We start from the raw sequence: 26361 nt of genomic DNA on the forward strand, positions 1-26361 counted from the left end.
ATGCCGGGGTGCCTGACCTTGCGCTCGACCGAGATCGCGTAGAACGACTCGGTCACGGCATCGGTATGGCCGATCAGCTCGACGTCGTATTGCTCGATCACTTCATCGGCGATCACGCTTGGCGCAATGAAAATCCCGCTGCCGGATTTGCCGAAGGCCTTCATCAGGGCGCTGTCGTCGAACTCCCCGACGATTTTCGGCTGGATATTCTGCTCGGCGAACCAGCGCATCAGGCGACTGCGCACCACCGTTTGCTGTCCTGGGACCAGCAGCGGCGCGCCTTGCATGCCGTGGGGGAAGTTCTCGCCGTACAGGGCGGCGAGGGCGCGGGTGGCGAAAAAACTCACGCCGCATTCGCCCAGCTTCTGGCTATAGCCTTTAATGTCCAGATGAGAAGGCATCGGGCTGTCGGAAATCACCAGGTCCAGGCGCTGAATCGCGAGGTCCGCCAGCAGGCGTTCGAGCTGGTCTTCCCGGCAACTGATGCGCACCAGCTCATTGAGCGCCATGCTCGGCGCGATGAGCCGATAGACAATGGATTTGGGCACGACATCGGCGACGCCGACGCGGAAGAGGATTTGCTGCTCGTCGGGCTGTGCGCGCAACACCGCTTCGAGCTCGCCACCGAGCTGGAACATCTGCTCGGCGTAGGGCAGGGCGACGCGGCCTGTTTCGGTCAGCTCCAGCTGGCGGCCAACGCGCTTGAACAACTCGACGCCGTAGGTCTGCTCCAGCAGGGTGATTTGCCCGCTGATGGTCTGTGGTGTGAGGTTCAATTGCTCGCAGGCGCGAACAATACTGCCGGTCTTGGCCACGACCCAGAAATAATGCAGCTGTCGGTAATTGAGCATGGGCATCTTCACTTCGGGAAAACCGAAGTATACGCCTGAAAAATACGAATTTTGCTGAAGTGTTTCCGTCCCTAGAATGCCGCTCTATCCCCTGAACTGATCCTGGACACTCGCGTATATGGAATACCTTCTGGAACTGGCTGCAAGCCCAACGGCGTGGATCGCTCTGGCGACACTGGTCGTCATGGAAATCGTGCTCGGTATCGACAACCTCATTTTCATCTCGATTCTCACCAACAAGCTGCCGGTTCATCAGCGCACCAAGGCGCGCCGGATCGGTATCAGCATGGCGTTGATCCTGCGTCTGGGCCTGCTGACCACCGTGGCGTGGATTGTCCAGCTGACCGCGCCGGTGATCGAAGTGTTCGGCCAGGCCTTCTCCTGGAAGGACATGATCCTGATCGCCGGTGGCCTATTCTTGGTCTGGAAGGCAACCACCGAGATTCACCACAGCGTCGACGTCAAAAGCGAAGCCGAGAAAGCCGCGTCCAGCACAGTCACCCTGGGCATGGCCGCTGCGATCGGTCAGATCCTGATGCTCGACCTTGTGTTCTCCATCGACAGTATCGTCACCGCCGTTGGCATGACCGAGCACTTGCCGATCATGGTCATCGCCGTGGTGGCCGCCGTGGTCGTGATGCTGGTGGCGTCGGAGCCCCTGGCCAAGTTCATCAACGATAACCCGACCGTGGTCATGCTGGCGCTGGGCTTCCTGATCATGATCGGCATGACCCTGATCGCTGAAGGCTTCGGCGCCCACGTTCCGAAAGGCTACGTGTACACCGCGATGGCGTTCTCGGCGCTGATTGAAGTGCTGAACATGCTGGTTCGTCGGTCCCGCCAGCGCCGCCTGGACGCCGAAGCGCAGGGCCAGAAGGTCTGACGCCTGGATAAGCTCCGCCCGCCGATAAAGAGCAGAGCAGCACAAAAGCCGGGCTATAAAAAACGGTCGGGAATGGGATGCCATTACCGACCGTTTTCATTTGTACGGTGATCAGTCGTTACACGGCAGTATCAATGGGCCGTGACATGACGGATTTTGCGTTGCGCGCGTTCTACGGATTTCGCGGCTTCGGTTTCCCGATAATGCGGATGATGGCGACGCGAGATACGCATCACCCCCCACAACATGGCGGCCGCAACGGCCAGCCAGGCAGCGATCAACATCACAATGGTCATTCCGAGGCTCATGGCTTCCTCCGGCTCTTCTCTTCGTCTCTTAGTAACCGACAGTCTAGTCTCCCTGTTGTTGCCAAAAATTGACCGGTGGTAGGAATTGCATGACCGATTTGTTCTATCCACTCGCGTTGACAGCGTTTCGGGCTATACCGCAACCGGTGGCGGCTCTATCATCCGCGTTCCGGCCGGATCTCGGGATCCGTCGCCATCAGTCAAGTGAGTGAAGAACGTGCGGGCATTGACGCGATTGGATAGCGTTGCAGGTCGACGCAAATGGCTGGCGCTGGCCGCTGTGCTGGTCTTGGCAGGCTGCTCGAATGCCCACAACTGGAAACCCGGCTATCCGCCGATGTACAAGACACTGCCCGACCGGGTTGAAATCAACGCGGTGCCGTCCTTCCGGGGCAAGGATTATCAAAGCGCGCCGTTCGCACTGGCCAGCATGCTGACCGTCCATGGCGTACAGACCACGCCGGGGCTGCTGGAAAAACCGCTCAAACTCCCGGGCGCCGAAGACAAGCTCGACCGCAGCATGTTGGACCTGGCTCGCGAATACGGGTTTGTGGTGTATCCCGTCGACCACGGTTTCCCGGACCTGCTGGCGCAGGTGTCGGCGGGGTATCCGGTCATGGTGCGGTTTTCGGACGGCTCGATGTTCTGGAAAGAACAGCGCTACGGCGTGCTGGTCGGGTTCGATCAGAACAAGCGAACGGTGCTGATCTATACCGGGCCTGGGCGAGTGACGGCGAGCTTCGATTCGTTCACCTCGGACTGGAACGACGCCGGCAACTGGGCCGTGCTGATCCAGAGCCCACGCCAGGTGCCGGTGCCGGTAGACCGCGAGCGCTGGCTCAAAGCCGCCAATGATCTGGCCCAGGCCGGTCAGGAACAGGCGGCGGGCGAGGCGGTGAAGGCGCTGAACAATCCAGCTGCCCGTTAACGGTTGGCCGTTCATCGCCCCTGATTCAGAACCCCAGCTTGTCCCGCAGGCTGTAATACCAGGCACCCAATGCCGTCAGCGGCGTGCGCAACAATTGCCCGCCGGGGAACGGGTAGTGCGGCAGGCCGGCGAAGGCGTCGAATCGCTCTGCCTGTCCGCGCAAGGCTTCGGCCAGCACTTTGCCGGCCAGATGGGTGTAAGTCACGCCGTGTCCGCTGCATCCCTGAGAGTAATAGATGTTGTCGCCCAGCCGGCCGACCTGGGGCAACCGCGACAAGGTCAGCAGGAAGTTTCCGGTCCAGGCGTAATCGATCTTCACGTCCTTCAGTTGCGGAAACGCTTTGAGCATCTTCGGCCGGATGATCGCTTCGATGTTCGCCGGATCGCGGGCGCCGTAGACCACGCCGCCGCCGAAGATCAGACGCTTGTCGCCGGAGAGCCGGTAATAATCCAGCAGGTAGTTGCAGTCCTCGACGCAGTAATCCTGGGGCAGCAACGTGCTCGCCAGTTCCTCACTCAGTGGCTCGGTGGTGATCACCTGCGTGCCACAGGGCATCGATTTAGCCGCCAGTTCCGGGACCAGATTGCCCAGATAGGCGTTGCCTGCGACGATGACAAACTTCGCCCGGACCTTGCCCTCGGCGGTGTGCACGACCGGGCTGGCACCGCGATCGATGCGGGTGGCCGCAGACTGTTCATAAATGACCCCGCCCAGGGACTCGACCGCCGCCGCCTCGCCCAGCGCCAGGTTCAGCGGGTGGATGTGACCGCCGCTCATGTCGAGCATGCCGCCGATGTACTGGTCGCACGCCACCACTTCACGGATGCGGCGCTGGTCCATCAGCTCCAGTTGCGTGTGGCCGTAGCGTTCCCAGAGACGTTTCTGCGACTCCAGATGGCCCATCTGCTTGGGCGTGATCGCGGCGAAAACCCCGCCGTCTTTCAGGTCGCACTGGATCTGGTATTTGGCGACGCGGTCCCGGATGATCTGCGCGCCCTCGAAGGCCATGTGCCCGAGCAATTGTGCTTCCTTGGGCCCGACGCTCTTTTCGATGGTGTCGATGTCGCGGCTGTAGCTGTTGACGATCTGTCCGCCGTTACGTCCCGAGGCGCCGAAACCGACTTTCGCCGCTTCCAGCACGGTAACCTCGAAGCCGTGTTCCAGGAGAAACAGCGCGCTGGAGAGCCCGGTGTAACCGGCGCCGATGATGACCACGTCGGTCTCGACGTCCCCCTGCAGCCGAGGCCGAACCGGAACCGGATTGGCGGAAGCGGCGTAATAGGAATGTGGGTATGGCGTGTTCGTCATCCTGTAACCCCTGTTTTATATTTTTTACGAGTGGGCGGATCCTACCTGAGATGAAATTTTGCGGCCAGCCGACGCTGGAGGTTTGCGGGCCTTGACGCGATGCCGGTAAGGCATTGGCCACCGAGGCACGGGCGCGTTCATTTAGCCCGATTCGCCCGTACAGGGGCAAATAGCTCGCACATTCATAGGCTTAGGGATGAATCAAAGTTGACAGCGTTCCGGATCCCGGTAGAATGCCGCCCCACAGCAGGCACGTAGCTCAGTTGGTTAGAGCACCACCTTGACATGGTGGGGGTCGTTGGTTCGAGTCCAATCGCGCCTACCAAACAAATCCGCTCTGCTGGGCGGTAACGAAAAAGGGTGACCCGAGAGGGCCACCCTTTTTTGCTTGCTCGAACCTGAATCACCCCAGGCGAGCGGCCATTGCGCCGGCCGATCAGTCGGCCTTGGCGCGGGTGATGCGGCCCGCCCTGATCTCGTCCACATAGGCGCGCAGGCGGTCAGCGTCCTTGTACTGCTGGTTCATCAAGTGCAGCACCGCGACCACGTCGACATCGTTGACCCGTTCGGCCAGTCGGCTGATTTCGCCTGCAGTGCTTTCCAGATTGGCCGCGATGGTGCTCAGGTCACGCTTGAGTTCCAGCGCTGATTTCTTCATGCCCACGGTGCCGCTCTCCACTGTTGATGACGCCCGGGTCCGCGACCCTGGTTCAGGCGCGGCGGCGACGCACTATATCAAAGCACGACGGTAAGCCACGACAACCGGGCACGAAAAGGGCGCTGTTCAAGCGCCCTTAATGATTCGTCTGTAATGGCCCGCGCCTACGTAGTGCTTCAACCGCCAGCGCCGCCTGCGCTCGACGAACCCGAGCCCTTGCTGCCGCCGCCATTGGTGGTATCGCCACCGGGCAAATCGGCATCGTTGTTATTGCCGGTGCCATTGCTCATCGACGTGCCGCCGCCAATGCTGATGCCTTTCTTGGTTTGCGTGTCCACATCAGAGCCCTGGCGAGCCGGGTCGCTGCCCTGTACGCGCGGGTCGATGCCGGTCTGGGAAGGTGGCGGACCCATGTCTGGCGATGTGGCGCCAGCCAGCGCTGTGAGGGAAGTGCATGTCAGTGCGCAACCGAGGGTGAAGGCAGTCAATAATCTGTTCATCAGGTGATCTCCGTGTCGTGATTCCTTGTCATCATTGGGCATCTGAAGTTCGTCCGAAGTGCCATGATGGCGACAGGCGGCATGTTCGGTGCGCAAGTCGAGGGCCCTCGTTGATTCACCCAAGCATCCGCTGGCGATCGGGAGGCCGGTCATGGCGTTCACCGCCCGAGTCTCGCTGATCGACGGCGACTCTGTAGGTTGATCCGCCCATGTCGATGCTACGGGGAAATAATTTGCATATTCATAGGCTTAGTGGGCGAAAAAGACGTTGACAGTCATTTGAATATCCGTAGAATGCCGACCCACAGCAGGCACGTAGCTCAGTTGGTTAGAGCACCACCTTGACATGGTGGGGGTCGTTGGTTCGAGTCCAATCGCGCCTACCAAACAAATCCGCTCTGCTGGGCGGTGACAAAAAAGGGCGAATCGAAAGATTCGCCCTTTTTTGTTGCCCGAAATTTTCCCGTCGGGCCAGCGGTGCTCACGTCAGCCATAGCCCCTATGGCCGGACGTTTTGACCCTATTCGATACCCGCAAGCCTCTGCGCGCCGCGAAATAAATCCGGTTTTTTTCCCGCTACCGTCTGGACCTTTTCCCATGATGCGCGATCATCAGTGCATGGAAATCCAGAGGAGGTGTGTATGTTTAGCCGGTCGTTGACCCTTGCCGTTTTGTTCGCCGTGTCGAGCCCCTTGCTGGCTGCCGACGGTGATGGCCCACTTTCCCAGGAGCGCGGCAAGGCCCGTCCACTGATCGTTATCGCGTCGAGTTCGGCAGACCCGACGCTGGGGGCTCTTAAGAAAAGTCTGGACGAACCCGCCAACAAGGAGGGTTTCGCCAAACGTGACATGGTCCTTTACACCATCATCAATACCGTGGGGCAGCGTAACGGTAAAGACCTCGACGCCCAGACCACCATGGCCCTTATCCGCGAACTCAAGCTTGGCGCACAGACAGAAAAACAGGCGCAGGTGATTCTGGTGGGCAAGGACGGCGAGAAGAAAATGACTCACAACGGCCCCATCGATCCGAAGGAGATTTTCAGCACCATCGACCAGATGCCGATGGCCGAGAAGGAAGCGGCCGCCGCTGCTCCACCTGCGCCCGTCGCCGAGCCGAAGACCGCAACGCCGTCAGGCAAATCGGCCAAGCCCGGCAAGGCCGCGCCTGCTGCACCGCCCGCCGGGCTGGATGATTAAGCGCTCGGACGGCTTACCCATGGGGCTCGCTTGAGGTTGCTGGTAACATCGTTCCTTTTTTAACGAAAAGGACGTTTGATGAATGGGACTGGCATGAAACATTGGGCGGGCGCTGTGGCACTGATCCTGTTGTCAGGTTGCATGAGCTTGAATCAGACACGTTCGGCAGGGCCGGCGCAGGTTTACACCAGTCAGAAGCCTGCGGTCGCCGTCGCCGAGTGCATCAAGGTCACCTGGGCCAACGTTCAGCTGTTCGGTGATGTGGCCGACGTGTTCATGGCCAAAGGTGAGCCTGGCGCATTCACGGTCTACACCACCGAGGGTGAATACTTCGCGGACGTGGCGGGCAAGGCGGGCATGACCAAGGTCAATTTCTACGCCAAGCCCGGCGCCAAGGTGATCGAGCAACGTGGCGCGGTGCTCGCGACCTGTCTTTGAGTCAGACCTGATAAATTGACCTGCGCATGCTGACCGGTGCTGTTTCATCTACCGGCGCCACGCAGGTTTTGAACGCTACAAGCCCTGCACATTGGCCGCTTCACATTGGCGGCGTAACGCCATTTTCCCCCGCAGAAATCGACAGCGCCGTCAGCGCGTTGTCCGAACCTTTCTGCGCCTGCAGCACCACCTTCACACCGGGCTTGAGCAAGCTGCGATCGCCTGGCACCAGGTTGACGATCGGCACGTTATCGGGGATGACGATCTTCTTCTGCCCGCCCTTGTAATTCACGGTGATGGTGCGGCCATTACTGGCGACCAGATCGCCGACCGAACCGTTGGTCATCGTGCTGTCCGGCGTCAGGTCAAAGGCCCGATGGCCATCCCCCGTGCCCGCCATTTCCGGCGGGAACACATGCACCTCGAGCGCCTTCAACGAACCGTCCGGCAGCGGCACCGCGGCGGAGCCTATGTAGCTGCCCGGTTTGATTTCCGACACCTGCGCCAACGTGACGCCGCGAATCTGCGTGTCAGGCGTCAGCGCAACCTGCAGGTCCTCTCCGCGATTGCTGTGAATTTTCAGCGCATCGCCTTCGATCGCTGTGATGGCGCCGCGCACGCGGGTGGGTTTGCTGTCTTCGGCGTGGGCTGGCAGCGCTGCCGATAGCAGCGCGCTGAGCAATCCCGAGATGAGAAGAGAGTGGCGGAGGGTCTGGGTCTTGGAGGTCTTCATTGGCGGCGCGAATCCGGTGATGGGTCGAGCACGCAGCATAGCGGTAGTGCACGAGGTGGTGCATGACATTGCCGTCAGCCAGTACGCTTCGATGCCGCCTGGCATGCAGGATGCGAAGTCATTCAGATAGACTATTTGCATAGTCATATAGAACAAAAATGAATTTAATTAATTAAATGGCCGGTGCTAATGTTTTAAGCAGTCGGCGAAACCCCAGGATTTGGTTATTAAAAATGCTTGTTCGGCGACGACCATCTCACTCACCGGGTAAGGGAACACCATGGCCGTTTTCGATCAATTGAGCCGTCGGCGGGTGCTGAGCCTCGCCGGCGCTGCGCTGGCATCGCCACTTCTGCTGTCATTGCCGCGCGGCGTCTGGGCTGCGGACGAACATGCGGAGCATGCCGGGCACGGCGCCGACGTCAGTGGCGGGGCGAGCGAGCCGGCGGGCACGGGCGAATTCATCAGGCTCGATCAGCCGAGGGCGCTGAAGCTTGCGATCAACTTGAACGCCGTGTGCCTGGCCCCCGTGGTCATCGCCCACGGGCAGGGCTTTTTCAAGAAGCACAATCTGGACGTCGAGCTGGTCAATTTCGGCAACTCGACCGAAGTGTTGCTGGAAGCCATTGCGACGGGCAAAGCGGACGCCGGCATCGGCATGGCGTTGCGGTGGCTGAAAGCGCTGGAGCAGGGCTTCGACGTCAAGCTGACTGCCGGAACACACGGCGGCTGCTTGCGGTTGCTGACGGCGGCGAGTGGCAACGTGAAGACACTCGAAGACCTCAAAGGCAAGGCCATCGGCGTGACCGACATGGCCAGTCCCGACCGTAACTTCTTTTCCATCCTCCTGAAGAAACATGGCGTCGACCCAGTGCGCGACGTCGAGTGGCGCCTGTATCCGGCCGACTTGCTGGGTACCGCGCTGGAGCGCGGCGAAGTGCAGGCGGTGAGCGGCAGCGACCCGTTCATGTACCGACTGATCAACGCCGGCAAGGCTCGCGAACTGTCGTCGAATCTGGTGGAGGACTACGCCAGCCTCAGCTGCTGCGTGGTGGGCGTGACCGGCAAACTGGCGCGGGACGACAAACGCGCCGTGGCGGCCCTGACTCAGGCGATTCTTGAAGCCCACGATTACTCGGTCAAGCATCCGGAGGAGGTGGCCAAAGGGTTCCAGGCTTACGCGCTGAACACCACCACCGAGGAAGTCGTCGCCATCCTCCACGATCACACCCATGGACATCACGCCGTCGGCGCGGCACTGACCGCCGAGATTGCCACCTACGTTCGCGACCTGAAAACCGTCGAGGTCATCCGTCAAAGCACTGATGCCAACGCCTTTGCTGCGGAGATCACTGCCGATGTCTTCAGTTGAGCTGGCGGCCGGCGTCGAACGGCTGAAACACCCGGCGGGGCGCTTCTGGCTGCACGGCGTAGTGGCGGCGGCGGTCTGGCTCGCGGCGGCGCTATTGATCGTGTATCTGCCCAACGCCACCCGTCTCTGGCCGATGACCCAGGGTTTGGCGAATCTGTGCCTGATCATGTCGGGGCTGATCCTGCTCGCGGTAACGGTAGCGCGTTGGTCTCCGCGCATCGCCGCGCGTACGCAAACCCTCGGCCCCTGGCTGATCGCGCTGCCGATGCTGCTCACGATCTGGGAGCTGCTCACCGCCAAATTCGGTGTATTGCCGGTGCCGTTCTTCGCGCCACCCCAAGCGCTGCTGGACGTCTATGTCGAGGACTGGCCGCGCCTCGCCGACAGCCTGTTTCATTCGGCAATTCTGCTGGGCAGCGGTGTCGCCCTTGGCGCACTGACAGGGTTCATCGCCGGCGTCGCCATCGGCTGGTCGCGGAGCATCGGCTACTGGCTGCACCCGGTGTTGAGGATCCTCGGCCCGGTGCCGTCCACCGCCTTGCTGCCGCTGTGCTTCTTTCTGTTCCCCAGCAGTTGGAGTGCCAGCGTGTTTCTCATTGCGCTGGCGACCTGGTTTCCGGTGACGGTGCTGACGTGGTCAGGGGTGTCGAGCGTCGACAAGGCCTACTACGACGTGGCCCGCACCTTGGGCGCAAAACAGGGTTTTCTCATCATCAAAGTGGCGATTCCCGCAGCGCTGCCTCACGTTTTCGTCGGCTTGTTCATGGGCCTCGGCGCATCGTTTTCCACCCTGGTGGTCGCCGAGATGATGGGCGTGAAGTCCGGCATCGGCTGGTACCTGCAATGGGCCCAGGGGTGGGCGGCGTACGCCAACATGTACGCAGCATTGTTGATCATGGCGCTGGCCTGTTCGGGGCTGATCTCGGCGCTGTTTCTGATCCGTGACCGTCTGCTGGCGTGGCAGCAAGGAGCAATGAAATGGTAAATGCAGCCAGAGCTGCAAGCGCCGAGCACAGTCGCGGTCTGGCGCTGCGCATCGATAACCTGAGCCACGGTTTCTCCCTCGAAGGGCACAAGCTGCCGGTGTTGCAGCGGGTGTCGCTGGAGGTCGAACCGGGGGAATTCGTCGCGCTTCTGGGCCCGTCCGGTTGTGGAAAGTCCACCCTGCTGCGGCTGGTCGCGGGGCTGGAAGGTGCGGACAGCGGGAGCATTACGGCGGACGGTGTGGCGATCACCGGGCCGGATCCAACGCGGGTGGTGGTGTTCCAGGACCCGACCCTGTACCCGTGGCGTCGGGTCTGGGACAACGTCGCCCTCGGTTTGGAAGCCCAGGGTCTGCTGAAAACCACGAAGGGCAAGGTTGATGAGGCCTTGGCGAAGGTCGGTTTGAGTCAATTCGCACGCGCCTATCCGCGACAGCTGTCGGGCGGCATGGCCCAGCGGGTGGCGCTGGCGCGGGCGTTGGTCAACGAGCCAAGACTGCTGATTCTCGATGAGCCGCTGGGCAAGCTCGATTCGCTGACCCGGATTGCCATGCAGCAGGAGTTGATCAATCTGTGGCAACGCCAGGGTTACACGGCGCTGTTGGTCACCCACGATGTCGAGGAGGCGCTGCTGCTCGCCAATCGCGTCATTGTCTTCAGCGACCGGCCCGCGCAGATCAAGGCCGAGCTGATCATCGACCGTGCCTATCCACGGCACCGTGACGACCCGTATCTGGTTGACCTGCGCAAACAGATTCTCGGATTGCTGGGGTTGGGGCAGAGCTGGTAGGCAGAGCAGGTACGTAAAGACTGGCCGCCGGGCTGTGCGCATGTCGTCGAGCGACTTTGCACAGCCCGGCGCGTGATTTTATTGCTGAAGCGAAATCGACGTGCTCGCCAGTTTCGGCTGGTTGTACAGGCTGACCAGTACTTCATCCAGCACTGAAGACGCACCCCATGGACGCGGGTCGTTGAGGATCGCGACCACCACCCAGGTGTTGCCGTTGCTGTCGCGGCTGAATCCGGAGATGGCGCGAACGGTGTTCAATGTGCCGGTCTTGATGTGGGCTTCGCCGCGCAGGGCGGTACGTTTCAGGCGTTTGCGCATGGTGCCGTCCATGCCTGCCAAGGGTAGCGAACTCATGAATTCGGCTTGAAACGGGCTGTTCCACGCGGCCTGGAGCATCTGCGCCATTTCCCGTGCGCTGACCCGTTCGGCGCGGGACAGGCCTGAACCGTTTTCCATCACCAGATGCGTCGCGATGATGCCTTTCTTCGCCAGCCATTGGCGCACCACACGCTGTGCGGCTTTGGCGTCGTCACCGTCGGCTTCGTTACGGAACTCGGCGCCCAGGCTCAGGAACAGCTGCTGGGCCATGGTGTTGTTACTGAATTTGTTGATGTCCCGAATGATCTCCGCCAGATCCGGCGAAAAGGCCCTGGCCAGCAACTTGGCGCTGCCCGGTGTCACGTCCAGACGATCCTTGCCGAGAATGGTCCCGCCCAGTTCCTGCCAGATGGCGCGCACGGCACCGGCGGTGTAGGTCGGGTGATCGAGCAGGGACAGATAGGTCTGAGAGTTGCAGCCGTCACCCAACTGGCCGGACACCGTCACGGTGATGCCGCCATCGGCTTCCGGCACCGGGTTGTACAGCACGTCGCCGGTGCATTTGCTGGATGACAGCGCCTTGACCTGATTGTTGATGTGGATCGCGGCGATGGGCGGTTCCACCGAAACCAGAATCCTTCCGCCGTCGTTGCGGGTGACGAAACGCAGGGCCTTGAGGTTGACCATCAAGGAGTCGGGGCGCACCAGGAACGGCTTGTTCTTGTCGTTGCCATCGTCATCGAACACCGGCAGTTGCGGTTGTACGAAATGGCTGCGATCGAGCACCAGATCGCCGGTCACCTGCTGCACGCCGTTGGCACGCAGGTCGCGCATCAGCAGCCACAAGCGTTCCATGTTCAGCTTGGGATCGCCGCCGCCCTTGAGGTACAGGTTGCCACGCAGAACGCCATTGCTGAGGGTGCCGTCGGTGTAGAACTCGGTTTTCCACTGATGGGTCGGGCCGAGCATTTCCAGGGCGGCGTAGGTGGTCACCAGCTTCATGGTCGAGGCCGGGTTGACCGACACGTCGGCGTTGAAAACAGTCGGCGTGCCGGGGCCGCTGACCGGCAGCATCACCAGCGAAAGCGCATCGTTCTGCAGCTTGCTGGCTTTGAGTGCTTCCTGAACCTTGGGGGGCAGGGCTGTATTGATAGGGGCGGCGGCGATGGAGAACGAGAGGGGCAAAAGCAGGGTGGCGATAAACAGCGGACGCAAAGACTTGATCATTCAATAAACCCTACTGCAGCGAACAACGAAGATGAAGAGGGGGTGAATTCCCTCGCATTGTGAACGATCCACCAGAAAATGCCCGATGGCAGGGCGTGACACTGGCGTTTCGGTAAAGCGGCATTATGCCCCAAGCTTTCGTGACTTGCGCCGGGGTACTGCCGTCAAACGGCGCTATTTTTTGCGCTTGCCCATTCAAAGTCACGTTAAACCGTGGTTTTTTCCCGTAACGCCGACTTCAGGCCGCCATTTCGCAGCAGCAGTCGTGATGTCCGGCTGCGTTTTTGTCCGGTGAAGACACCAAAACCTCGAATCGCGGACACAAAAAAGCCATCCCGAAGGATGGCTTTTTCAGTATCAGCTCGGCGGGAAGGCCCGCCAGCTCATCAGACAGCCGCGTTGATCGGCTTTTCCGGGTACCAGGCGTCCTGCAGAGGGCTGACTTCAACTTCAGTCAGCTCGCTGCGGCCTTTGAGCCATGCTTCGACAGCAGCGCGCTGTTCTTCGCTGACCGAACCACGGTTCGCCAGGCAAACCAGACCGAAGTCGTCGCCGCCGACGTAGTCCAGACCGTTAGCGTCCATGGCCTCTGTCAGGAAAGCGTCGAGGAAAGCGTCGATGGCCTCGTCATCCAGGTCCTCTTTGAAGCCCAGCTTCAGTTCGAAGCCCAATTCCTGGAACTCGTCGACACAGAGTTTTTTGCGCAGACGACGGGAGCGGTTAGTGGCCATGAAGCGTTCCTCTTGAGTAATTTCGGGGCGCAGTCTATCAGCTTCGTCCTGATGGCGCCTGCTTGATGCTGATCAGGGTTGTCGCATTTCTCACTGTGGTCGGGGTTGGGGAGGGGCTGGCGCAGAGAGCCTTCGGATGACTCATAGCCATGATGCGCAAAAAGCTGCGCACTCGTTTCGTTAGAATGGGGTGGTTGATGGGTTGGAGGCCACGTCGTTCGCGGTGTGCAGACGAGTGTGCAAGAAGTTGCACAGGGGTGCGCAACTTCTTGCGCACTTCTTCTTTGTTTTCGGGTTTAGCATTCGCTTAGACCTGCCGTTTTTCTTCGCAAGCAATTGATTTATATCGGCTAATTCACAGCTGGCACAACCCTTGATATCTCCGTCGCCCCCGGTTCGGTAAACACGCCTGCCGGATGGTTTTTGAGCACGGAGAGCATCTTTGGCAAACCCCGTAGTTACGCCCGGCAGCGACCAGAAACGCGAGCCTCAAGTGGCGATCGTTCCGCTTGATCTGATTCAGCTTGAGGACGTTGGCGTCGGTGCTGCAAACGTCGATGCCTGGTTACAGGAGATCAGCGGCGGGGTTGTTTCGCTTGATCGAATCAAGGCCCAGGCAGGCGGACTGCCGGTGGTAGGCAACATCATGGCGCTGGTCGATGCCCTGAATGACATCGCCAGGTTGTGGAACAGCGAGAAGCGCGATCCGCTGGATTGGGTGAGTCTGGGCATCAATCTGATCGGAGTGATGCCACGCCCGCCTCGCATGGCGGCGGCACGGATGAGCCTGCGGCCAATGCTGTTTCTGGTGCGCCAGGAGATGCGTCGGAGCGGGAAATTGGTGTTGGGTGACGTGCTGATCGAGATTCTGATCGGGCACCTCAACGCGGACATCGTCGGGACGCTTGATGACTTTGTGCCACAGGCGCAGGCCAAGCTCCCCGGCATTCTTGAGGATGCCGGGAAACTTGGGGAAGGTGTGCTTCTTGAGATCGCTGCCGGTCTTGAAAAGCTGGTTAACCCTGAGCTGAACGCCAAGGCTGATTTGCTGGAAGCGGAGAAATTGGTTCATGCCGCCGGTGATCTCTGGGCTTACGACCCTCAGGCTGCGATTGGCAATATTTTTGCGGCCGCTGCGGATGTTTGCATTGCTGCGGGTAAAGGCGCTGTTGAAGGTGCTGCCGAATATTTCGTGCCTGAAGCGCTGAAAGCGCAGGTGCTCAGACATGCGGCTTCGTTGCGATCACTGGGCCCGGAGCTTCGGGATCAGATCAATCGTCTGGCGGATCCTGGGATTCAGAATTCCATTGGTTCGCTCCTGCTCACGCTGGGTGACGCCGTGGTCAGTTGGCGTTCGCGCAATGGGCATGGGCATGGGCAAGCCTTCAACATCAAGCCGGGGGTTGTTAATCAGGCCAGGCGCCAGGGCGGCGAAGGGAAGCTGGAGGCGGTTGGTTTCGAGAAGCCTGCGAAAGCCCGGTCTAACAAGCGGAAGAACTGTACGTGTCCGTGCCCTTGTGAATGTGCCTGTGGGTCGACGGCGAGGAGCATCAGTTTTGCGATGGGTTCGGAGTCGGTTAGCCATACCGACTTCAGTCTGCCGGGTCCGTTTCCGATTGAGTGGACGCGGACTTACTATTCGAGTCTGGATGCCTACGATCAGGACGTCATTGGCGCACGATGGATCACTCCGTTTACCACCCGATTTGACTGTGTGGATGAAGGCTTGGTCTTCCACGACGCCGATGGCCGTAGCCATGAATTTCCTCTTCCCAAGGTCAAACTGTTCCACTTCAACGCCATTGAAAATCTGACCGTCGTTCGCCTCAGCAAAGATCGGTTGGTGCTGATGCGGGGGCTTGAGCACAGGGAAACCTATGTTCAGCGGGGTAACCGTTTTGTTCTGATTAACAAGGTTTTGCCCAACGGCGCCGGGGTTATGTTGCATTACGAGCATCGGCACGGTGGGGGGTCGGTGCTCTCCGAGCTGGTGACTTACTCGGAGAAAGATGTCAACAAAGTGCATCTTCGACTGGGCACGTTGATCGATGATCAGGGGCGGCTGACGGGTCTATGGGAAATTCGTGATGCCGACGTCAAACGGCAACTGTGCGCGTATCAATACGATGATTTTGGTGACCTTGTTCTGGCTCAGGACGAGAACGGTTCGGCCTGGCGCTACCAGTATCAAAACCACCTGATTACCCGTTATACCGACCGCACCAATCGCGGTTTGAATCTGCAATGGCAAGGCTCCGGCCCCGATGCCAAGGCCGTGCGCGAATGGGCCGATGACGGCAGTTTCGAAACCCGACTGGCGTGGGACGAAAATATCCGCCTGACCTACGTCACCGATGCTTTGGGCCACGAAACCCGGCACTACTACGACAGCCTCGGCTACACGTACCGCATCTGCCACGCCGACGGGCGTTCCGAGTGGTTCTTCCGCGACGCCGCGAAAAACATCATCCGCCACGTCCACACCGACGGCAGCACGGATCGGTATCGCTACGACAAGCTCAGCAATCTGACGGAACACACCCGCGCTGATCACAGCGTGATCAATTACGCCTACGACGAAAAAAGCCATCTGATCAAAATCAGCGATGGCGAGGGTGGGCTGTGGAAACGGGACTATGACCTTCGCGGCAATCTCGTTGAGGCGATTGATCCGCTAGAGAACGTCACTGAGTACGCCTACAACTCGTTTGGTCTTCCTACTGCGATCAAGGACGCCAACGGCAACACGAAGGCGTTGGCCTACAACGGCGCCGGACAACTCGTTAGTTACACCGACTGCTCCGGCAAGGTGAGTAGTTGGGAGTACGACGAACGCGGCCAGATGGTTCGCTTCACCGATCCTGCTGGCCACAGCACCACGTACGAATACAAATCCGGCCAGTTGGTGCTGATCAAGCACCCGGACAAAACCGAAGAACGCTTTAGCCGAGACGCCGAAGGTCGTTCGCTGGCTCATTCCGATGGCCTTGAACGCTGCACCACTTGGCGCTACACCGCTGCGGGATTTATCGCCGAACGCGTCGACGCCGCCGAGCAAACCTTGCGCTATCGCTGGGACAAGCTTGGCCGCCTCGTCGCGCTGGAAAACGAAAACGAACGCCGCGCCCACTTTCACTACGACCCAGTCGGCAGGCTACTGGAGGAGAGAGGTTTCGACGGTCGCTCGACTCACTATCAGTACGACCCGGAAACCGGCCGCCTCGCCGAGACCATCAACGGCCAACGCACCATCGCACTGGCCTTCGACCCAATGGGCCGCCTGACCGAACGCCGTGCAACCCTCGGCGAAAAGTCCCAGAGCGAAACCTTCGCCTACGACGGCAACGGCCATCTGGTCATGGCGACCAACGCCGTCAGCCGGCTGCAGTGGTTTCATGATCCCGCTGGAAACTTGCTGCGAGAGCACCAGCATTACTCGAACCTGGATAAACCACTGGTCGCCATCTGGCAGCACGAGTACGACGCGCTCAACAACCGCATTGCCACCATTCGCCCGGACGGCCATCGCGTCAGCTGGCTCACCTATGGCAGCGGCCACCTGCTCGGCTTGAAGCTGGACGAGCACGAACTGCTCAGTTACGAACGCGATGATCTGCATCGCGAAGTTGCCCGCCATCAGGGCAACCAACTGCTGCAAACCCAAAGCTGGGATCCGGCAGGACGCCTTCAAGAACAGCTACTGGGCCGAGCAGACGACAAATTCACACTGCTCAAACGCACTTACCAGTACGACGCCGCCGGCCAACTCACCGACATCAGCGACAGCCGCCGCGGTCCGCTCTCATACCGCTACGACCCGGTGAGCCGCCTGCTCGCCGCAACGAGTCGCCTGGGCACAGAAACCTTCGCCTTCGACCCGGCCAGCAACCTGCTCGATGACAGCGCCGCACCCGTACGCCGCCCACTCGATCCCGAACCGGTCCGCCATAAACTCGTGGACAACCTGCTGCGCGACTACGCCGGCAACCACTACGAATACGACGAACGCGGTAACCAAACCGAGCGCTGGACCAACGGTCTGCGCAGCGGACTGCACTGGGATCTATTCGATCGTCTGGTGCACTTCCGCGATCCGCGTCTGACTGTCGACTTCGGCTACGACCCCCTCGGACGTCGCCTCTACAAACTCTCCAAAGCCCACTACCGCCCGCGCCCCGAAGCCGGCACCGGCTGGAACGAAAACGAACACGCCCGCAAAGAGCGCGAGCTCGGTTGCGGCTTCACCCTCTACGGCTGGGACGGCGATAACCTCGCCTGGGAAAGCAGCCCGCCGCCATACGCCGGCGCACTCGGCCGCACCGTCCACTACATCCATGAACCGGGCACATTCGTCCCGGTGGCCCAAGCCATCCGCCACGAAACGATTCGTCTCGTCAGCCAGCCAACTCACACCGGCCGCTACAACTTCAAGGAAGACCCACTCTGGACCTACAAACCGGTCGCGCTACCGATTGATGCGTTGGCGTGGTACCAGTGCGACCACCTCGGCACCCCTCAGGAAATTACTGACCGAAACGGCAACTCCGCCTGGAGCGCCCAATACAAAGCGTGGGGCGAAGCAAGCGAACAGCGCTCCGAGTTCGCCCAACAAGTCGGCCTGACCAACCCGATCCGGTTCCAGGGCCAATACCACGACCACGAAACCGGCCTGCACTACAACCGCCATCGGTACTATGATCCGAGGGTCGGGCGGTTTATCAGCAAGGATCCGATTGGCTACAGTGGTGGGCTAAACCTCTACCACTACGTGCCGAACCCTACGGGTTGGATCGATCCGCTGGGTTTGGAAAAAGTTGTGGCGACGAATAGCCGTAGGGACGCAATGAAAAAGGCCCAGCAGCATGCCCAAGTCCCAAGGGTTAGCAGAGGTGGGGTACCGATTTCGATTGATACTCTAAGGAAGAAAAGCAGGGGCGAGAATTACGCCTGCTTGAAGAAGCAAGGTGCTACAAATCTTGGGTGCAGGGAGCGGGGACAGCGCACTGAGGTATTTGATCATCCTGACGGGCATCCAGAATTGATCGGGGACGGTCAGCCAGATCATCATGAGGTTCCCCACGTGCATGCGACTAACAAAGCGGCAGAGGTAGTAATTTTCACTTATCCAGCGGGAAGGTCAGGACGCTAGCATGAAAGACTTTAAGATTTTGTGCTTCAAGTCAGAGGCCCGGGAATTTCAAAGGGATTCAAGCGAATACATTGCTAGAATTCCCGCTGACCCGCAGGATCAGTTTGCGTTAGTAATGGCTGTCGGGCGTGATGGCGCGATTGGCTTCGATAAAAGCTCAGAAGGCGTCCGCGCCTTAAATGAAATTGTATCGAAATGCTATTTCTTAGGCGCGAATAATTCTATCCAAATGCCAGAGTTTCCAAAGAACATGTTTATGCCTGCGCTATTATTTCGTGATAAGTATGGTAGATTTGAAGCGTTGATGAATGCCCATAAAAAATATGAAGCCGAGCTAAAAAAATATAAGGTTCTTTCAAGACATCGAGATGCGCAGGAGCCATCCATGTCTGTGCTGTCTACGCTTTTGCAAGATGACCAGCTGCTGATGAACGAAATGGTGTACCGCGGATTGCAGAGTGCATGCCACTACGTCATTAGCCCCATACTGTCGGGGGAGCACGGCCGGGGAGCATTCAATGTTTTCGCAAAAAATTTAGATTTCTTTTTTGAGGAATTCAAGTCAGTTGTAAGTGGGTCATCTGGAATAAATTTCGTAAGCGAATCGGAGTTGTTGTTCGACTAACGGAAGCGCCGACAATGGAATATCAGTAGCCCCGAGTTAGGAATGCTTAGGAGTTAAAGGGGGAGGAAGCCTTTAACTCGTAAGCCAGCCGACCTATCAGGGCCGCTACAACTTCAAAGAAGACCCACTCTGGACCTACAAACCGGTCGCACTGTCCATCGGCGCCCTCGCCAAGTACCAATGCGACCACCTCGGCACCCCGCAGGAAATCACCGACCAAAACGGCAATACCGCCTGGAGCGCCCACTACAAAGCGTGGGGCGAGGCGCAGGAACAGCGCTCTGAATTCGCCCAACAAGTCGGCCTGACCAACCCGATCCGGTTCCAGGGCCAGTACCACGACCACGAAACCGGCCTGCACTACAACCGGCATCGGTACTATGATCCGGGAGTCGGGCGGTTTATCAGCAAGGATCCGATCGGCTATTTAGGTGGGTTGAACCTCTACCAATATGGGCCGAACTCAATCAGCTGGGTCGACCCGTTAGGGCTGGCAAGTTCGGCCGTTGGACCAGGGCGGAAGCCTAAGTCTGATAAGCCGAATCAAAACTGCAAACGCGCATGCAGAAAAAAATGGGAGGTCAATCGCTACGACCGGGTTTGCGAGGGTAATGTCGCTGGCGTGGGCTACGCGAGATATTATAAAGATCCAGATACCGATCGCTGGTGGTCGATGGATAAAACCGGCCATGGGCAGAGCGCCTGGAAAGTCTACGATGAGCACGGCGCATGGATTGCCGACGCAGATGTCTATGGGGATCACATGGATAAACACAAAAGTGAAACCGGAAAACACATCAACTTCAAATCTTTAAAATGCAGAGACAATAAATGATCACGTCTGCTGAAGAGTTTGTTGTACTACGAAGTAGCGAGATAAAAGCTGAGTACGACAGAGCTGCCATGGAAGAAGCTCCAAGTTCTGTCTGGCGAGAAGTAATTAAGAAATATCCTGAATATCTAAGGTGGGTTGTTCACAATAAGACAGTCCCATTGGAGATTCTGGAGGAGCTGTGCGTGGTCGACGCGGATAGCAGGCCGTTTATTGCCAGAAAAAGAAAGCTATCGTCAGCTCTATTTGAAAGTCTTTCGCAAGATGTCAATTCCTCAGTGCGACTTGGAATAGCGTCGAATAAAAAAACTCCCGGCTCGATCCTTGAACGGCTTATTCATGACGACAATGAGGCCGTCGCTCGTCTTGCGAGAAGAAATTACGAAACAAGAAAAAGGTAGCTCGCTAAATGAGGCGAATAGGTTAGACCATTGATTACTCTACCACTGCGGGACTGACTTATTTACGCTCAGGCGCTGTAAATAAATCAGTCCCCTTACGATCCATGAAGAATCAGTTCCGCTTCTGATCCAGCTTCCTCACCAAAACGTCGCCGCCGGCGCACTCAACTTCCCGGCAATCACCGCAATCGCCTTCTCCACATCACCCACCTCGGTGTACCGCCCCAAGCTCAGTCTCAAGCTGCTGCCCGCCTGACCCTGACTCAACCCCAGCGCCAGCAACACGTGGGAAACGCTGCTGCTTGCAGAGTTACACGCCGAGGTCGAAGAAACCGCCAATTCACTGGCAAGGCTGGCGACGTTAAACCCCGGGCTGTCGATGCAAACGTTGAGCGTGTGGGGGACACGCTGTTGCGGATCGCCGTTAAGGCTTACGCCCTTCAGGCTGAGCAGGCCTTCACGCAGTTGCGCCGACAGGGCACTGATGCGCGCGACTTCCTGGTCCATTTCCGCGCTGGCGAGTGCGTAAGCCGCGCCCATGCCGACGATCTGGTGGGTGGCGAGGGTGCCGGAGCGGTAACCCTGTTCGTGGCCGCCGCCGTGCATCTGTGCTTCGAGCAACGGCCGTGCGCGATCGCCTATGTAGAGTGCGCCGATGCCTTTGGGGCCGTAGGTTTTGTGCGCCGAGAAGGACATCAGGTCCACCGGCAACGCGCTCAAGTCGATTGCCAGTTTGCCAGCGCCTTGAGCGGCGTCGACGTGGAACAAGGCGCCGTGTTCACGGACGATTTGGCCGATGGCGGCAATGTCAGTGACGGTGCCCAGCTCGTTGTTGACCAGCATCAGCGACACCAGCAGGGTGTCGTCGCGCAGCGCCTGGCGCACGGCATCGGGGTGAATCAGGCCGCGGTTATCGGGTTCGAGCCAGGTCACCGGGCAACCGGCCTGCTCAAGCTGGCGCACGGTGTCGATGACGGCTTTGTGTTCGATGGTGCTGGTGATGAGGTGGCGACGGGCGCCGTTGTTGGGGTTGAGCGCGATGCCCTTGATCGCCAGATTGTTGGATTCGGTCGCGCCTGAGGTCCAGACCACAGCATCGGCACTGCTGCCCACCAGTTCTGCTACCTGACGGCGCGCCAATTCAACGGCCTGGCGGGCTTGATTGCCGTAGGCGTGGGAGGTGGAAGCTGGGTTGCCAAAGGTGCCTTCGCGGCCCAGGCAGGTGACCATGGCCTGGATGACGCGGTCATCCACCGGTGTGGTGGCGGCGTAATCGAAATAACAAGGGAGTGTTTTCATGGGGATTTCTGCGCTGTCCGTCGTGCAGAAAATACTACTAGCGTCAGGCTGAAAAAAAATTGATTCCTCAACGGAGATTTAGACTCGGCTTAGAATATATTTCCGGTAAAACCCCAGTTAGGGGAATATGATTTTCAGCTTCGCTCTTTTTGGCCTATCTTTATCGCTTCCCGCCATATGACTTCACCTGAGGCCACCGCGCATCCCATGGACAAATTCGACCAGGCCATCCTGAGCATCCTGCAAAACGACTGCACCCGTCCGATCGCGGAAATCGCCGACAGCGTCGGCCTTGGCAGCACCGCATGCTGGCGTCGGGTACAGAAGCTTGAAGAGCAGGGCATGATTCGCGGGCGGGTGGCGTTGCTTGACCCCGGGCAATTGAACGTCGCCGTGACGGTGTTCGCCGCCATTCGCACCAACCAGCACAACGCCCAGTGGCTGGGTCGTTTTCACGACCTGATTGCCACGTTGCCCGAAGTGGTGGAGTGCTACCGCATGGCCGGCGACACCGACTACATGCTGCGAATCGTGGTGCCGGACATCGCCGGCTATGACGCCGTCTACAAGAAGCTGATCCAGCTGTCCGGCATCACCGACATGAGTTCCAGCTTCGCCATGGAGCAGATCAAGTCAACGACCCAGCTGCCGTTGAGTTACACCCTCTAAGCCCGCGTCAAAAACGCCTGGTCAAACCCCGCGCAAAAAAAAGCAGCCATCCGAAGAGCGCTGCTTTTTTGTGCGTTGAAGAAAGCCGTCGGAAGAATCAGACGCGAGCTTTGTCGATCCATTCCATGGACGTGCGCCAGATGCAGATCCCCAGGAAGTACGCCGACATCGCCAGCCACACGAACAGCGTCACCGACCCATTGTAGGGGTGGTTCATCACCAGCAGGAAGCTGCACAAGAACCACACGGCCGTGACCGCGATGTTGAGCGGCATAAAGCGGCGAACGCGGAACGGGTGCAGGAACTTCATGCGTGTGACGGTCAGCAGCGCCAGGCAGATCACCGTGATGAACGTCAGCCACGGCGCAGGGGAAAGGATGTACACGCACAGGGCGACGACGTTCCAGGCGGCGGGGAAGCCCTGAAAGTAGTTGTCCTTGCTCTTCATCTCGACATTGCAGAAACAGAACAGCGACGACACCAGAATGATCGAGGTGGTCAGCAGCAGGGTGTATTCCGGCAGCGGGATGTAGCGGTAGATGAACAGGGCGGGGATGAATACGTAGGTCAGGTAATCGATCACCAGGTCCAGCACGGAGCCGTCGAAGTGCGGCAGGACCGACTGCACGTTGAGCTTGCGCGCCAGGGAGCCGTCCACGCCATCGACAATCAGAGCGAAGCCCAGCCAGAGCAGGCACGCCTTGGGTTGATTGTCGAACAGAGCAATGGTCGCGAGAAAGGCGAGCACCACGCCCGTGGCGGTAAAACCATGGGCGCCCCAGGCCTTGAGCCAGGCGATGCGTTGAATTGGAATCATGGACGGTCCTTCTGGAAATAAGCGGGTTCGGTCGGGTACAGCAGCGGTCGACGGAACCAGAGGTGCATCTATCGACCGGGGATCGGCCGATAAGGTTCATACGTAACCCCTACACGGTAGCAGGCGGCGCAGGCTTTCGTTACTCAAATGTGACGCGGAGCCCTGAGACATGGCGGCGCGGGTGTCATTGGTCGGCTGGCCGAGAAAGAAGGCAATATGCTGGCCCCCGTGCAGGGGCGCTGTCGTCAGAATCCACGCCTGATCAGTCACTTAGGCAAGGAATCGCATGTCATTTCTCAGGGCTCTACTGACCTTCTGCGTTCTCGCAACGGTGACTTCCCAAGCCTTTGCGCGCCCTCCGAGCAAGAACGAACGCGACCTCTGCACCTGGGGCGCCGGGATGGCGGGCACCGCTCAGCAATACAAACTCTCCGGCCTGACGCTGTACGGCGCACGCAAGAAGATGCAGGCCCAGCACTTCGCCCAGCAGTGGATGCGCATGAGCGCACTGGGCATCACCGAACAGACCTACGACAGTCCTTCAAGGCTGCGGCCGGAAAGCGTCAAACAGGTGTATTACGAAGGCTGCATCAAGCACGAAGTCGCACGCCGCTGACTCACCGCGCTGCATCACGGAAGCTCCATTCCGAAAGGTGCAGCGCGGTTAGCGCAACAGGCCCGGATCAGTGGGGTGCGCGCGGGATGGTCTTCAGCAGATCAGCGGGGCTGATATGTCCCACCACCTGCACGCCGCTGCCCGGATGCGGCAGACCCAGAATGTGGCCCTTGATCTTGCCGATCACGTGCATCTCGCACGGCTTGCAGTCGAACTTCAACGTCAGCACTTCATCGCCATGCACCAGCTGCATCGGCGCCACCTTGGTGCGCACGCCGGTTACGCCCTTGGCCTGCTTCGGACACAGGTTGAAGGAGAAGCGCAGGCAGTGTTTGGTGATCATCACCGGCACTTCGCCTTTCTCTTCGTGGGCCTCGTACGCGGCGTCGATCAACTGCACGCCGTGACGGTGATAGAAGTGCCGCGCCTTCTCGTTGTAGACGTTGGCCAGAAACGACAGGTGCGCCTCAGGGTAAACCGGCGGCGGCGAGGTTTCCGGCTTGCGGGCACCGCGGGGGTGCGCCTGGACGCGAGCGGCGGTCAAGCTCTCGATGACCTCACGGCGCAGGGCCTTGAGTTGCGAGTTCGGAATGAAGAACGCCTGGGGCGCGTCCAGCTCGATCGCGGTCGCGTGGTATTCAGTGGTGCCGAGCTGGCCGAGCAGATCGTGCAGCTGCTCCAGTGCCTGCTCCGGTTTGTTGGCAACGCCAAACGGGCCGTTCAGCTCGACGCGGGCGCTGATGCCTTCTTCGCTGGTGGCGACCAGTTCCAGACGCTCTTCACGCAGACGCGCCACCCATGACAAACCAATGCGGCGCTCGGCCGAGGTCTTTTGCAGCGCTTGCTGCCAGTTGTGATCGAGGTTGCGGCTGAGGGGATGGTTCGGCCGCAGTTGCAGGCCCTTCGGCATCTCGTTCGGCTCGACGCGGTAGCGATAGCGCTTTTTGCCGTCTTCTTCGAACTCGCCTTTGGGCTCGGCGATGTTGGCGCGGAAACCCACCACTTCGCGCTTGACCAGCACGTTGAGGCCGTCACCGTTGGACAGCGGCTCATGGGTGACCACCTGCAAATCACGCTTGCCGACTTTCTCGACCACGCCGACCAGCAGGCCGGTGAAGGTCGGAGAGTCGAACGCGCCGATGTCGATCTTGCGGTCGGTGACGAAGTAGTCGGTGCTGCCCCGGTGGAAGGTCTTGTCCGGGTCCGGCAGGAAGAAGTGCGCGGTGCGGCCGCTGGAGGCGCGGGCCAGGTCCGGGCGATCTTCCAGAATCTCGTCCAGACGCTGGCGGTAATAGGCCGTGATGTTCTTCACGTAGCCCATGTCCTTGTAGCGGCCTTCGATCTTGAACGAACGCACGCCCGCATCCACCAGTGCGCGCAGGTTGGCGCTCTGGTTGTTGTCTTTCATCGACAGCAGGTGTTTTTCGTAGGCGACGACGCGACCCTGATCGTCTTTCAACGTGTAGGGCAGACGGCAGGCCTGGGAGCAGTCACCCCGGTTGGCACTGCGGCCGGTCTGCGCGTGGGAGATGTTGCACTGACCGGAGAAGGCCACACACAAGGCGCCGTGAATGAAGAATTCGATGGCGGCATCGGTTTCGTCGGCGATGGCGCGGATCTCTTGCAGGTTCAGCTCACGGGCCAGCACCAGCTGCGAGAAGCCGGCCTGATCGAGGAAGCGGGCGCGCTCCAGCGTGCGGATGTCGGTCTGGGTGCTGGCATGCAGCTCGATGGGCGGAATGTCCAGCTCCATCACGCCGAGGTCCTGCACGATCAGCGCGTCGACGCCTGCGTCGTAGAGCTGATGGATCAGCTTGCGCGCCGGCTCCAGCTCGTTGTCGTGAAGAATGGTGTTGATGGTGGTGAAGACGCGGGCGTGGTAACGGCGGGCGAACTCGACCAGTTGGGCGATTTCGCTGACGTCGTTGGCCGCATTGTGGCGCGCGCCGAAGCTGGGGCCGCCGATGTAAATCGCGTCAGCGCCATGCAGAATGGCCTCGCGGGCAATGGCCACGTCGCGGGCGGGGCTGAGCAATTCCAGGTGATGTTTGGGCAGAGACATATTTTTTTAGTCGGCACGGTCACGGTCAAGGCGCGCATTGTAGCGGCGAAACGCTTGACCGGCACCCGTCTGCTGCCCGGTGGCGCCTGCCTGTTGAGCGGGGCGCCGGAAAACCCGCGGGATCAGGCCTTGGCGGCCATCGCCGTGACTTCCACGCGCATGCCTTCGACGGCCAACGCAGCGACGCCAACCGCCGCGCGCACCGGCCAGGGTTTGGCGAAAAAGCGCTTATAGACGTCGTTGAAAGCGGCGCGATCGGCCATGTCGGTGAGGTAGATGGTCAGGTGCAACACGCGGTCCATGGAACTGCCGGCCCGCTCCAGCGCCACTTTCAGCGCCTGCAGCGTGCGTTCACTCTGTTCAGCGATACTGCCCAGTTCCAGGCTGCCGTCAGCGCGCGTGGGGATCTGCGTGGACACCAGCAGACCACCGAAGCCGGCGACGTCCGAGGAGATGGAATCGGCGTCGGGATCCGGGGTGAAGGTGATGTCGTGGTTTGCCATGGGAGCTCTCTTCTACGAGTGTGTGGATGACGGGCCAGGAAACGGCCGACGCTCATGATGTCCGACTCGGAAGGGAAAGGGGAGGCCTGACAGTGTTTCGGCGGGCCATGTGGGCCTGGCTTGCGATCAATTCCTGATACCGATGTGCCAGGGGCCGGCA

At 59.7% G+C, this 26361-nt stretch carries 25 protein-coding genes, 2 tRNA genes and 1 pseudogene; 16 read left to right on the forward strand and 12 right to left on the reverse strand.

Going from position 1 to position 26361, the window contains the following annotated elements; genetic code table 11:
• Positions 1 to 851: transcriptional activator NhaR (nhaR, locus tag QMX88_RS16915; protein ID WP_282371323.1), on the reverse strand; the 851-nt coding region annotated here is incomplete at its 3' end.
• A 118-nt stretch (positions 852 to 969) separates the two neighbouring features.
• Between nhaR and QMX88_RS16920 the strand changes: the two genes are divergently transcribed.
• A complete protein-coding gene (locus QMX88_RS16920; RefSeq protein ID WP_192172472.1) occupies positions 970 to 1734 on the forward strand; it encodes a TerC family protein in 765 nt (254 codons plus the stop codon).
• A 131-nt stretch (positions 1735 to 1865) separates the two neighbouring features.
• Here the strand turns inward: QMX88_RS16920 and QMX88_RS16925 are convergent, their stop codons facing one another.
• Positions 1866 to 2042: a hypothetical protein gene (locus QMX88_RS16925; protein ID WP_192172473.1), complete on the reverse strand. Its 177-nt coding sequence runs from the start codon at positions 2040 to 2042 to the stop codon at positions 1866 to 1868.
• 226 nt (positions 2043 to 2268) lie between these two features.
• Here QMX88_RS16925 and QMX88_RS16930 point away from each other — a divergent pair, with 226 nt between their 5' ends.
• Complete coding sequence (locus QMX88_RS16930; RefSeq protein WP_197983805.1) at positions 2269 to 2970, forward strand: peptidase C39 family protein; 702 nt, start codon at positions 2269 to 2271, stop codon at positions 2968 to 2970.
• Between the two features lie 25 nt (positions 2971 to 2995).
• Here QMX88_RS16930 and QMX88_RS16935 read toward each other — a convergent pair whose 3' ends face one another.
• A complete protein-coding gene (locus tag QMX88_RS16935; RefSeq protein WP_282371328.1) occupies positions 2996 to 4279 on the reverse strand; it encodes an NAD(P)/FAD-dependent oxidoreductase in 1284 nt (427 codons plus the stop codon).
• A 248-nt stretch (positions 4280 to 4527) separates the two neighbouring features.
• Between QMX88_RS16935 and QMX88_RS16940 the strand changes: the two genes are divergently transcribed.
• Positions 4528 to 4604 (forward strand) — tRNA-Val (locus tag QMX88_RS16940).
• A 111-nt stretch (positions 4605 to 4715) separates the two neighbouring features.
• On the opposite strand, the gene QMX88_RS16945 is transcribed toward QMX88_RS16940, so the two are convergent.
• Entirely contained in the window at positions 4716 to 4937 is a 222-nt protein-coding gene (locus QMX88_RS16945) for a hypothetical protein (protein ID WP_197983806.1), read from the reverse strand.
• Positions 4938 to 5113: 176 nt separating this feature from the next.
• The gene (locus QMX88_RS16950; RefSeq protein ID WP_282371330.1) at positions 5114 to 5437 is read right to left on the reverse strand and encodes a hypothetical protein; all 324 of its coding nucleotides are present in this window, start codon (positions 5435 to 5437) and stop codon (positions 5114 to 5116) included.
• A 309-nt stretch (positions 5438 to 5746) separates the two neighbouring features.
• Between QMX88_RS16950 and QMX88_RS16955 the strand changes: the two genes are divergently transcribed.
• The 3 genes from QMX88_RS16955 (at position 5747) to QMX88_RS16965 (ending at position 7074) form a co-directional block, all read left to right on the forward strand.
• Positions 5747 to 5823, forward strand: a tRNA-Val gene (locus QMX88_RS16955).
• A 255-nt stretch (positions 5824 to 6078) separates the two neighbouring features.
• Positions 6079 to 6636 (forward strand): DUF4174 domain-containing protein, encoded by a 558-nt coding sequence (locus QMX88_RS16960; RefSeq protein ID WP_282371332.1) that lies wholly within the window; start codon positions 6079 to 6081, stop codon positions 6634 to 6636.
• Between the two features lie 147 nt (positions 6637 to 6783).
• Positions 6784 to 7074, forward strand: coding sequence for a 2-oxoacid ferredoxin oxidoreductase (locus QMX88_RS16965; RefSeq protein ID WP_423572499.1), 291 nt, complete (start codon positions 6784 to 6786; stop codon positions 7072 to 7074).
• Positions 7075 to 7174: 100 nt separating this feature from the next.
• On the opposite strand, the gene QMX88_RS16970 is transcribed toward QMX88_RS16965, so the two are convergent.
• Complete coding sequence (locus tag QMX88_RS16970) at positions 7175 to 7807, reverse strand: DUF5666 domain-containing protein (protein ID WP_282371334.1); 633 nt, start codon at positions 7805 to 7807, stop codon at positions 7175 to 7177.
• A 280-nt stretch (positions 7808 to 8087) separates the two neighbouring features.
• Here QMX88_RS16970 and QMX88_RS16975 point away from each other — a divergent pair, with 280 nt between their 5' ends.
• Genes QMX88_RS16975 through QMX88_RS16985 form a run of 3 tightly spaced genes read left to right on the forward strand, consistent with a single transcriptional unit; the run spans position 8088 to position 10952 of the window.
• Positions 8088 to 9179 carry an ABC transporter substrate-binding protein gene (locus QMX88_RS16975; protein ID WP_282371336.1) on the forward strand — a complete coding sequence of 364 codons (1092 nt, stop codon included), beginning with the start codon at positions 8088 to 8090 and terminating at the stop codon, positions 9177 to 9179.
• On the forward strand, positions 9160 to 10164 hold the full coding sequence (locus tag QMX88_RS16980) for an ABC transporter permease (RefSeq protein WP_442969467.1): 1005 nt from the start codon (positions 9160 to 9162) through the stop codon (positions 10162 to 10164). The genes QMX88_RS16975 and QMX88_RS16980 overlap by 20 nt, the downstream gene beginning before the upstream one ends.
• On the forward strand, positions 10158 to 10952 hold the full coding sequence (locus QMX88_RS16985; RefSeq protein ID WP_282371341.1) for an ABC transporter ATP-binding protein: 795 nt from the start codon (positions 10158 to 10160) through the stop codon (positions 10950 to 10952). Before QMX88_RS16980 ends, QMX88_RS16985 begins: the two co-directional genes overlap by 7 nt.
• 78 nt (positions 10953 to 11030) lie before the next feature.
• On the opposite strand, the gene dacB is transcribed toward QMX88_RS16985, so the two are convergent.
• Positions 11031 to 12497, reverse strand: coding sequence for a D-alanyl-D-alanine carboxypeptidase/D-alanyl-D-alanine endopeptidase (gene dacB / locus QMX88_RS16990; protein WP_192172483.1), 1467 nt, complete (start codon positions 12495 to 12497; stop codon positions 11031 to 11033).
• A gap of 386 nt (positions 12498 to 12883) precedes the next feature.
• The gene (locus QMX88_RS16995) at positions 12884 to 13228 is read right to left on the reverse strand and encodes a YggL family protein (protein ID WP_065988787.1); all 345 of its coding nucleotides are present in this window, start codon (positions 13226 to 13228) and stop codon (positions 12884 to 12886) included.
• A 442-nt stretch (positions 13229 to 13670) separates the two neighbouring features.
• Here QMX88_RS16995 and QMX88_RS17000 point away from each other — a divergent pair, with 442 nt between their 5' ends.
• The 5 genes and pseudogenes from QMX88_RS17000 to QMX88_RS17015 all read left to right on the forward strand — a co-directional run bounded on the left by QMX88_RS17000 (position 13671) and on the right by QMX88_RS17015 (position 20235).
• Positions 13671 to 18377, forward strand: coding sequence for an RHS repeat-associated core domain-containing protein (locus QMX88_RS17000; protein WP_282371350.1), 4707 nt, complete (start codon positions 13671 to 13673; stop codon positions 18375 to 18377).
• Position 18378: 1 nt separating this feature from the next.
• Positions 18379 to 19002, forward strand: coding sequence for a hypothetical protein (locus QMX88_RS17005; RefSeq protein ID WP_282371352.1), 624 nt, complete (start codon positions 18379 to 18381; stop codon positions 19000 to 19002).
• 208 nt (positions 19003 to 19210) lie between these two features.
• A pseudogene (locus QMX88_RS17010) lies at positions 19211 to 19435 on the forward strand (RHS repeat-associated core domain-containing protein); the annotation flags it as partial.
• Between the two features lie 3 nt (positions 19436 to 19438).
• On the forward strand, positions 19439 to 19837 hold the full coding sequence (locus QMX88_RS29455) for a hypothetical protein (RefSeq protein ID WP_336620231.1): 399 nt from the start codon (positions 19439 to 19441) through the stop codon (positions 19835 to 19837).
• The gene (locus QMX88_RS17015) at positions 19834 to 20235 is read left to right on the forward strand and encodes a hypothetical protein (protein WP_282371354.1); all 402 of its coding nucleotides are present in this window, start codon (positions 19834 to 19836) and stop codon (positions 20233 to 20235) included. Before QMX88_RS29455 ends, QMX88_RS17015 begins: the two co-directional genes overlap by 4 nt.
• 138 nt (positions 20236 to 20373) lie before the next feature.
• Here QMX88_RS17015 and QMX88_RS17020 read toward each other — a convergent pair whose 3' ends face one another.
• Positions 20374 to 21534 carry an aminotransferase class V-fold PLP-dependent enzyme gene (locus QMX88_RS17020; RefSeq protein WP_282371356.1) on the reverse strand — a complete coding sequence of 387 codons (1161 nt, stop codon included), beginning with the start codon at positions 21532 to 21534 and terminating at the stop codon, positions 20374 to 20376.
• Between the two features lie 207 nt (positions 21535 to 21741).
• On the opposite strand from QMX88_RS17020, the gene QMX88_RS17025 reads away from it, so the two are divergent.
• On the forward strand, positions 21742 to 22203 hold the full coding sequence (locus QMX88_RS17025; RefSeq protein ID WP_282371358.1) for an Lrp/AsnC family transcriptional regulator: 462 nt from the start codon (positions 21742 to 21744) through the stop codon (positions 22201 to 22203).
• A 97-nt stretch (positions 22204 to 22300) separates the two neighbouring features.
• On the opposite strand, the gene pcsA is transcribed toward QMX88_RS17025, so the two are convergent.
• On the reverse strand, positions 22301 to 23020 hold the full coding sequence (gene pcsA / locus QMX88_RS17030; RefSeq protein WP_192172487.1) for a phosphatidylcholine synthase: 720 nt from the start codon (positions 23018 to 23020) through the stop codon (positions 22301 to 22303).
• 286 nt (positions 23021 to 23306) lie between these two features.
• Here pcsA and QMX88_RS17035 point away from each other — a divergent pair, with 286 nt between their 5' ends.
• On the forward strand, positions 23307 to 23636 hold the full coding sequence (locus tag QMX88_RS17035) for a hypothetical protein (RefSeq protein WP_192172488.1): 330 nt from the start codon (positions 23307 to 23309) through the stop codon (positions 23634 to 23636).
• Between the two features lie 67 nt (positions 23637 to 23703).
• Here the strand turns inward: QMX88_RS17035 and QMX88_RS17040 are convergent, their stop codons facing one another.
• Complete coding sequence (locus QMX88_RS17040) at positions 23704 to 25698, reverse strand: peptidase U32 family protein (protein WP_192172489.1); 1995 nt, start codon at positions 25696 to 25698, stop codon at positions 23704 to 23706.
• Positions 25699 to 25820: 122 nt separating this feature from the next.
• On the reverse strand, positions 25821 to 26201 hold the full coding sequence (locus QMX88_RS17045) for a RidA family protein (protein WP_282371363.1): 381 nt from the start codon (positions 26199 to 26201) through the stop codon (positions 25821 to 25823).
• Between the last annotated feature and the right edge of the window lie 160 nt (positions 26202 to 26361).

This window comes from Pseudomonas sp. PS02290 (genome assembly GCF_029960075.1).
Classification (GTDB): Bacteria; Pseudomonadota; Gammaproteobacteria; order Pseudomonadales; family Pseudomonadaceae; genus Aquipseudomonas.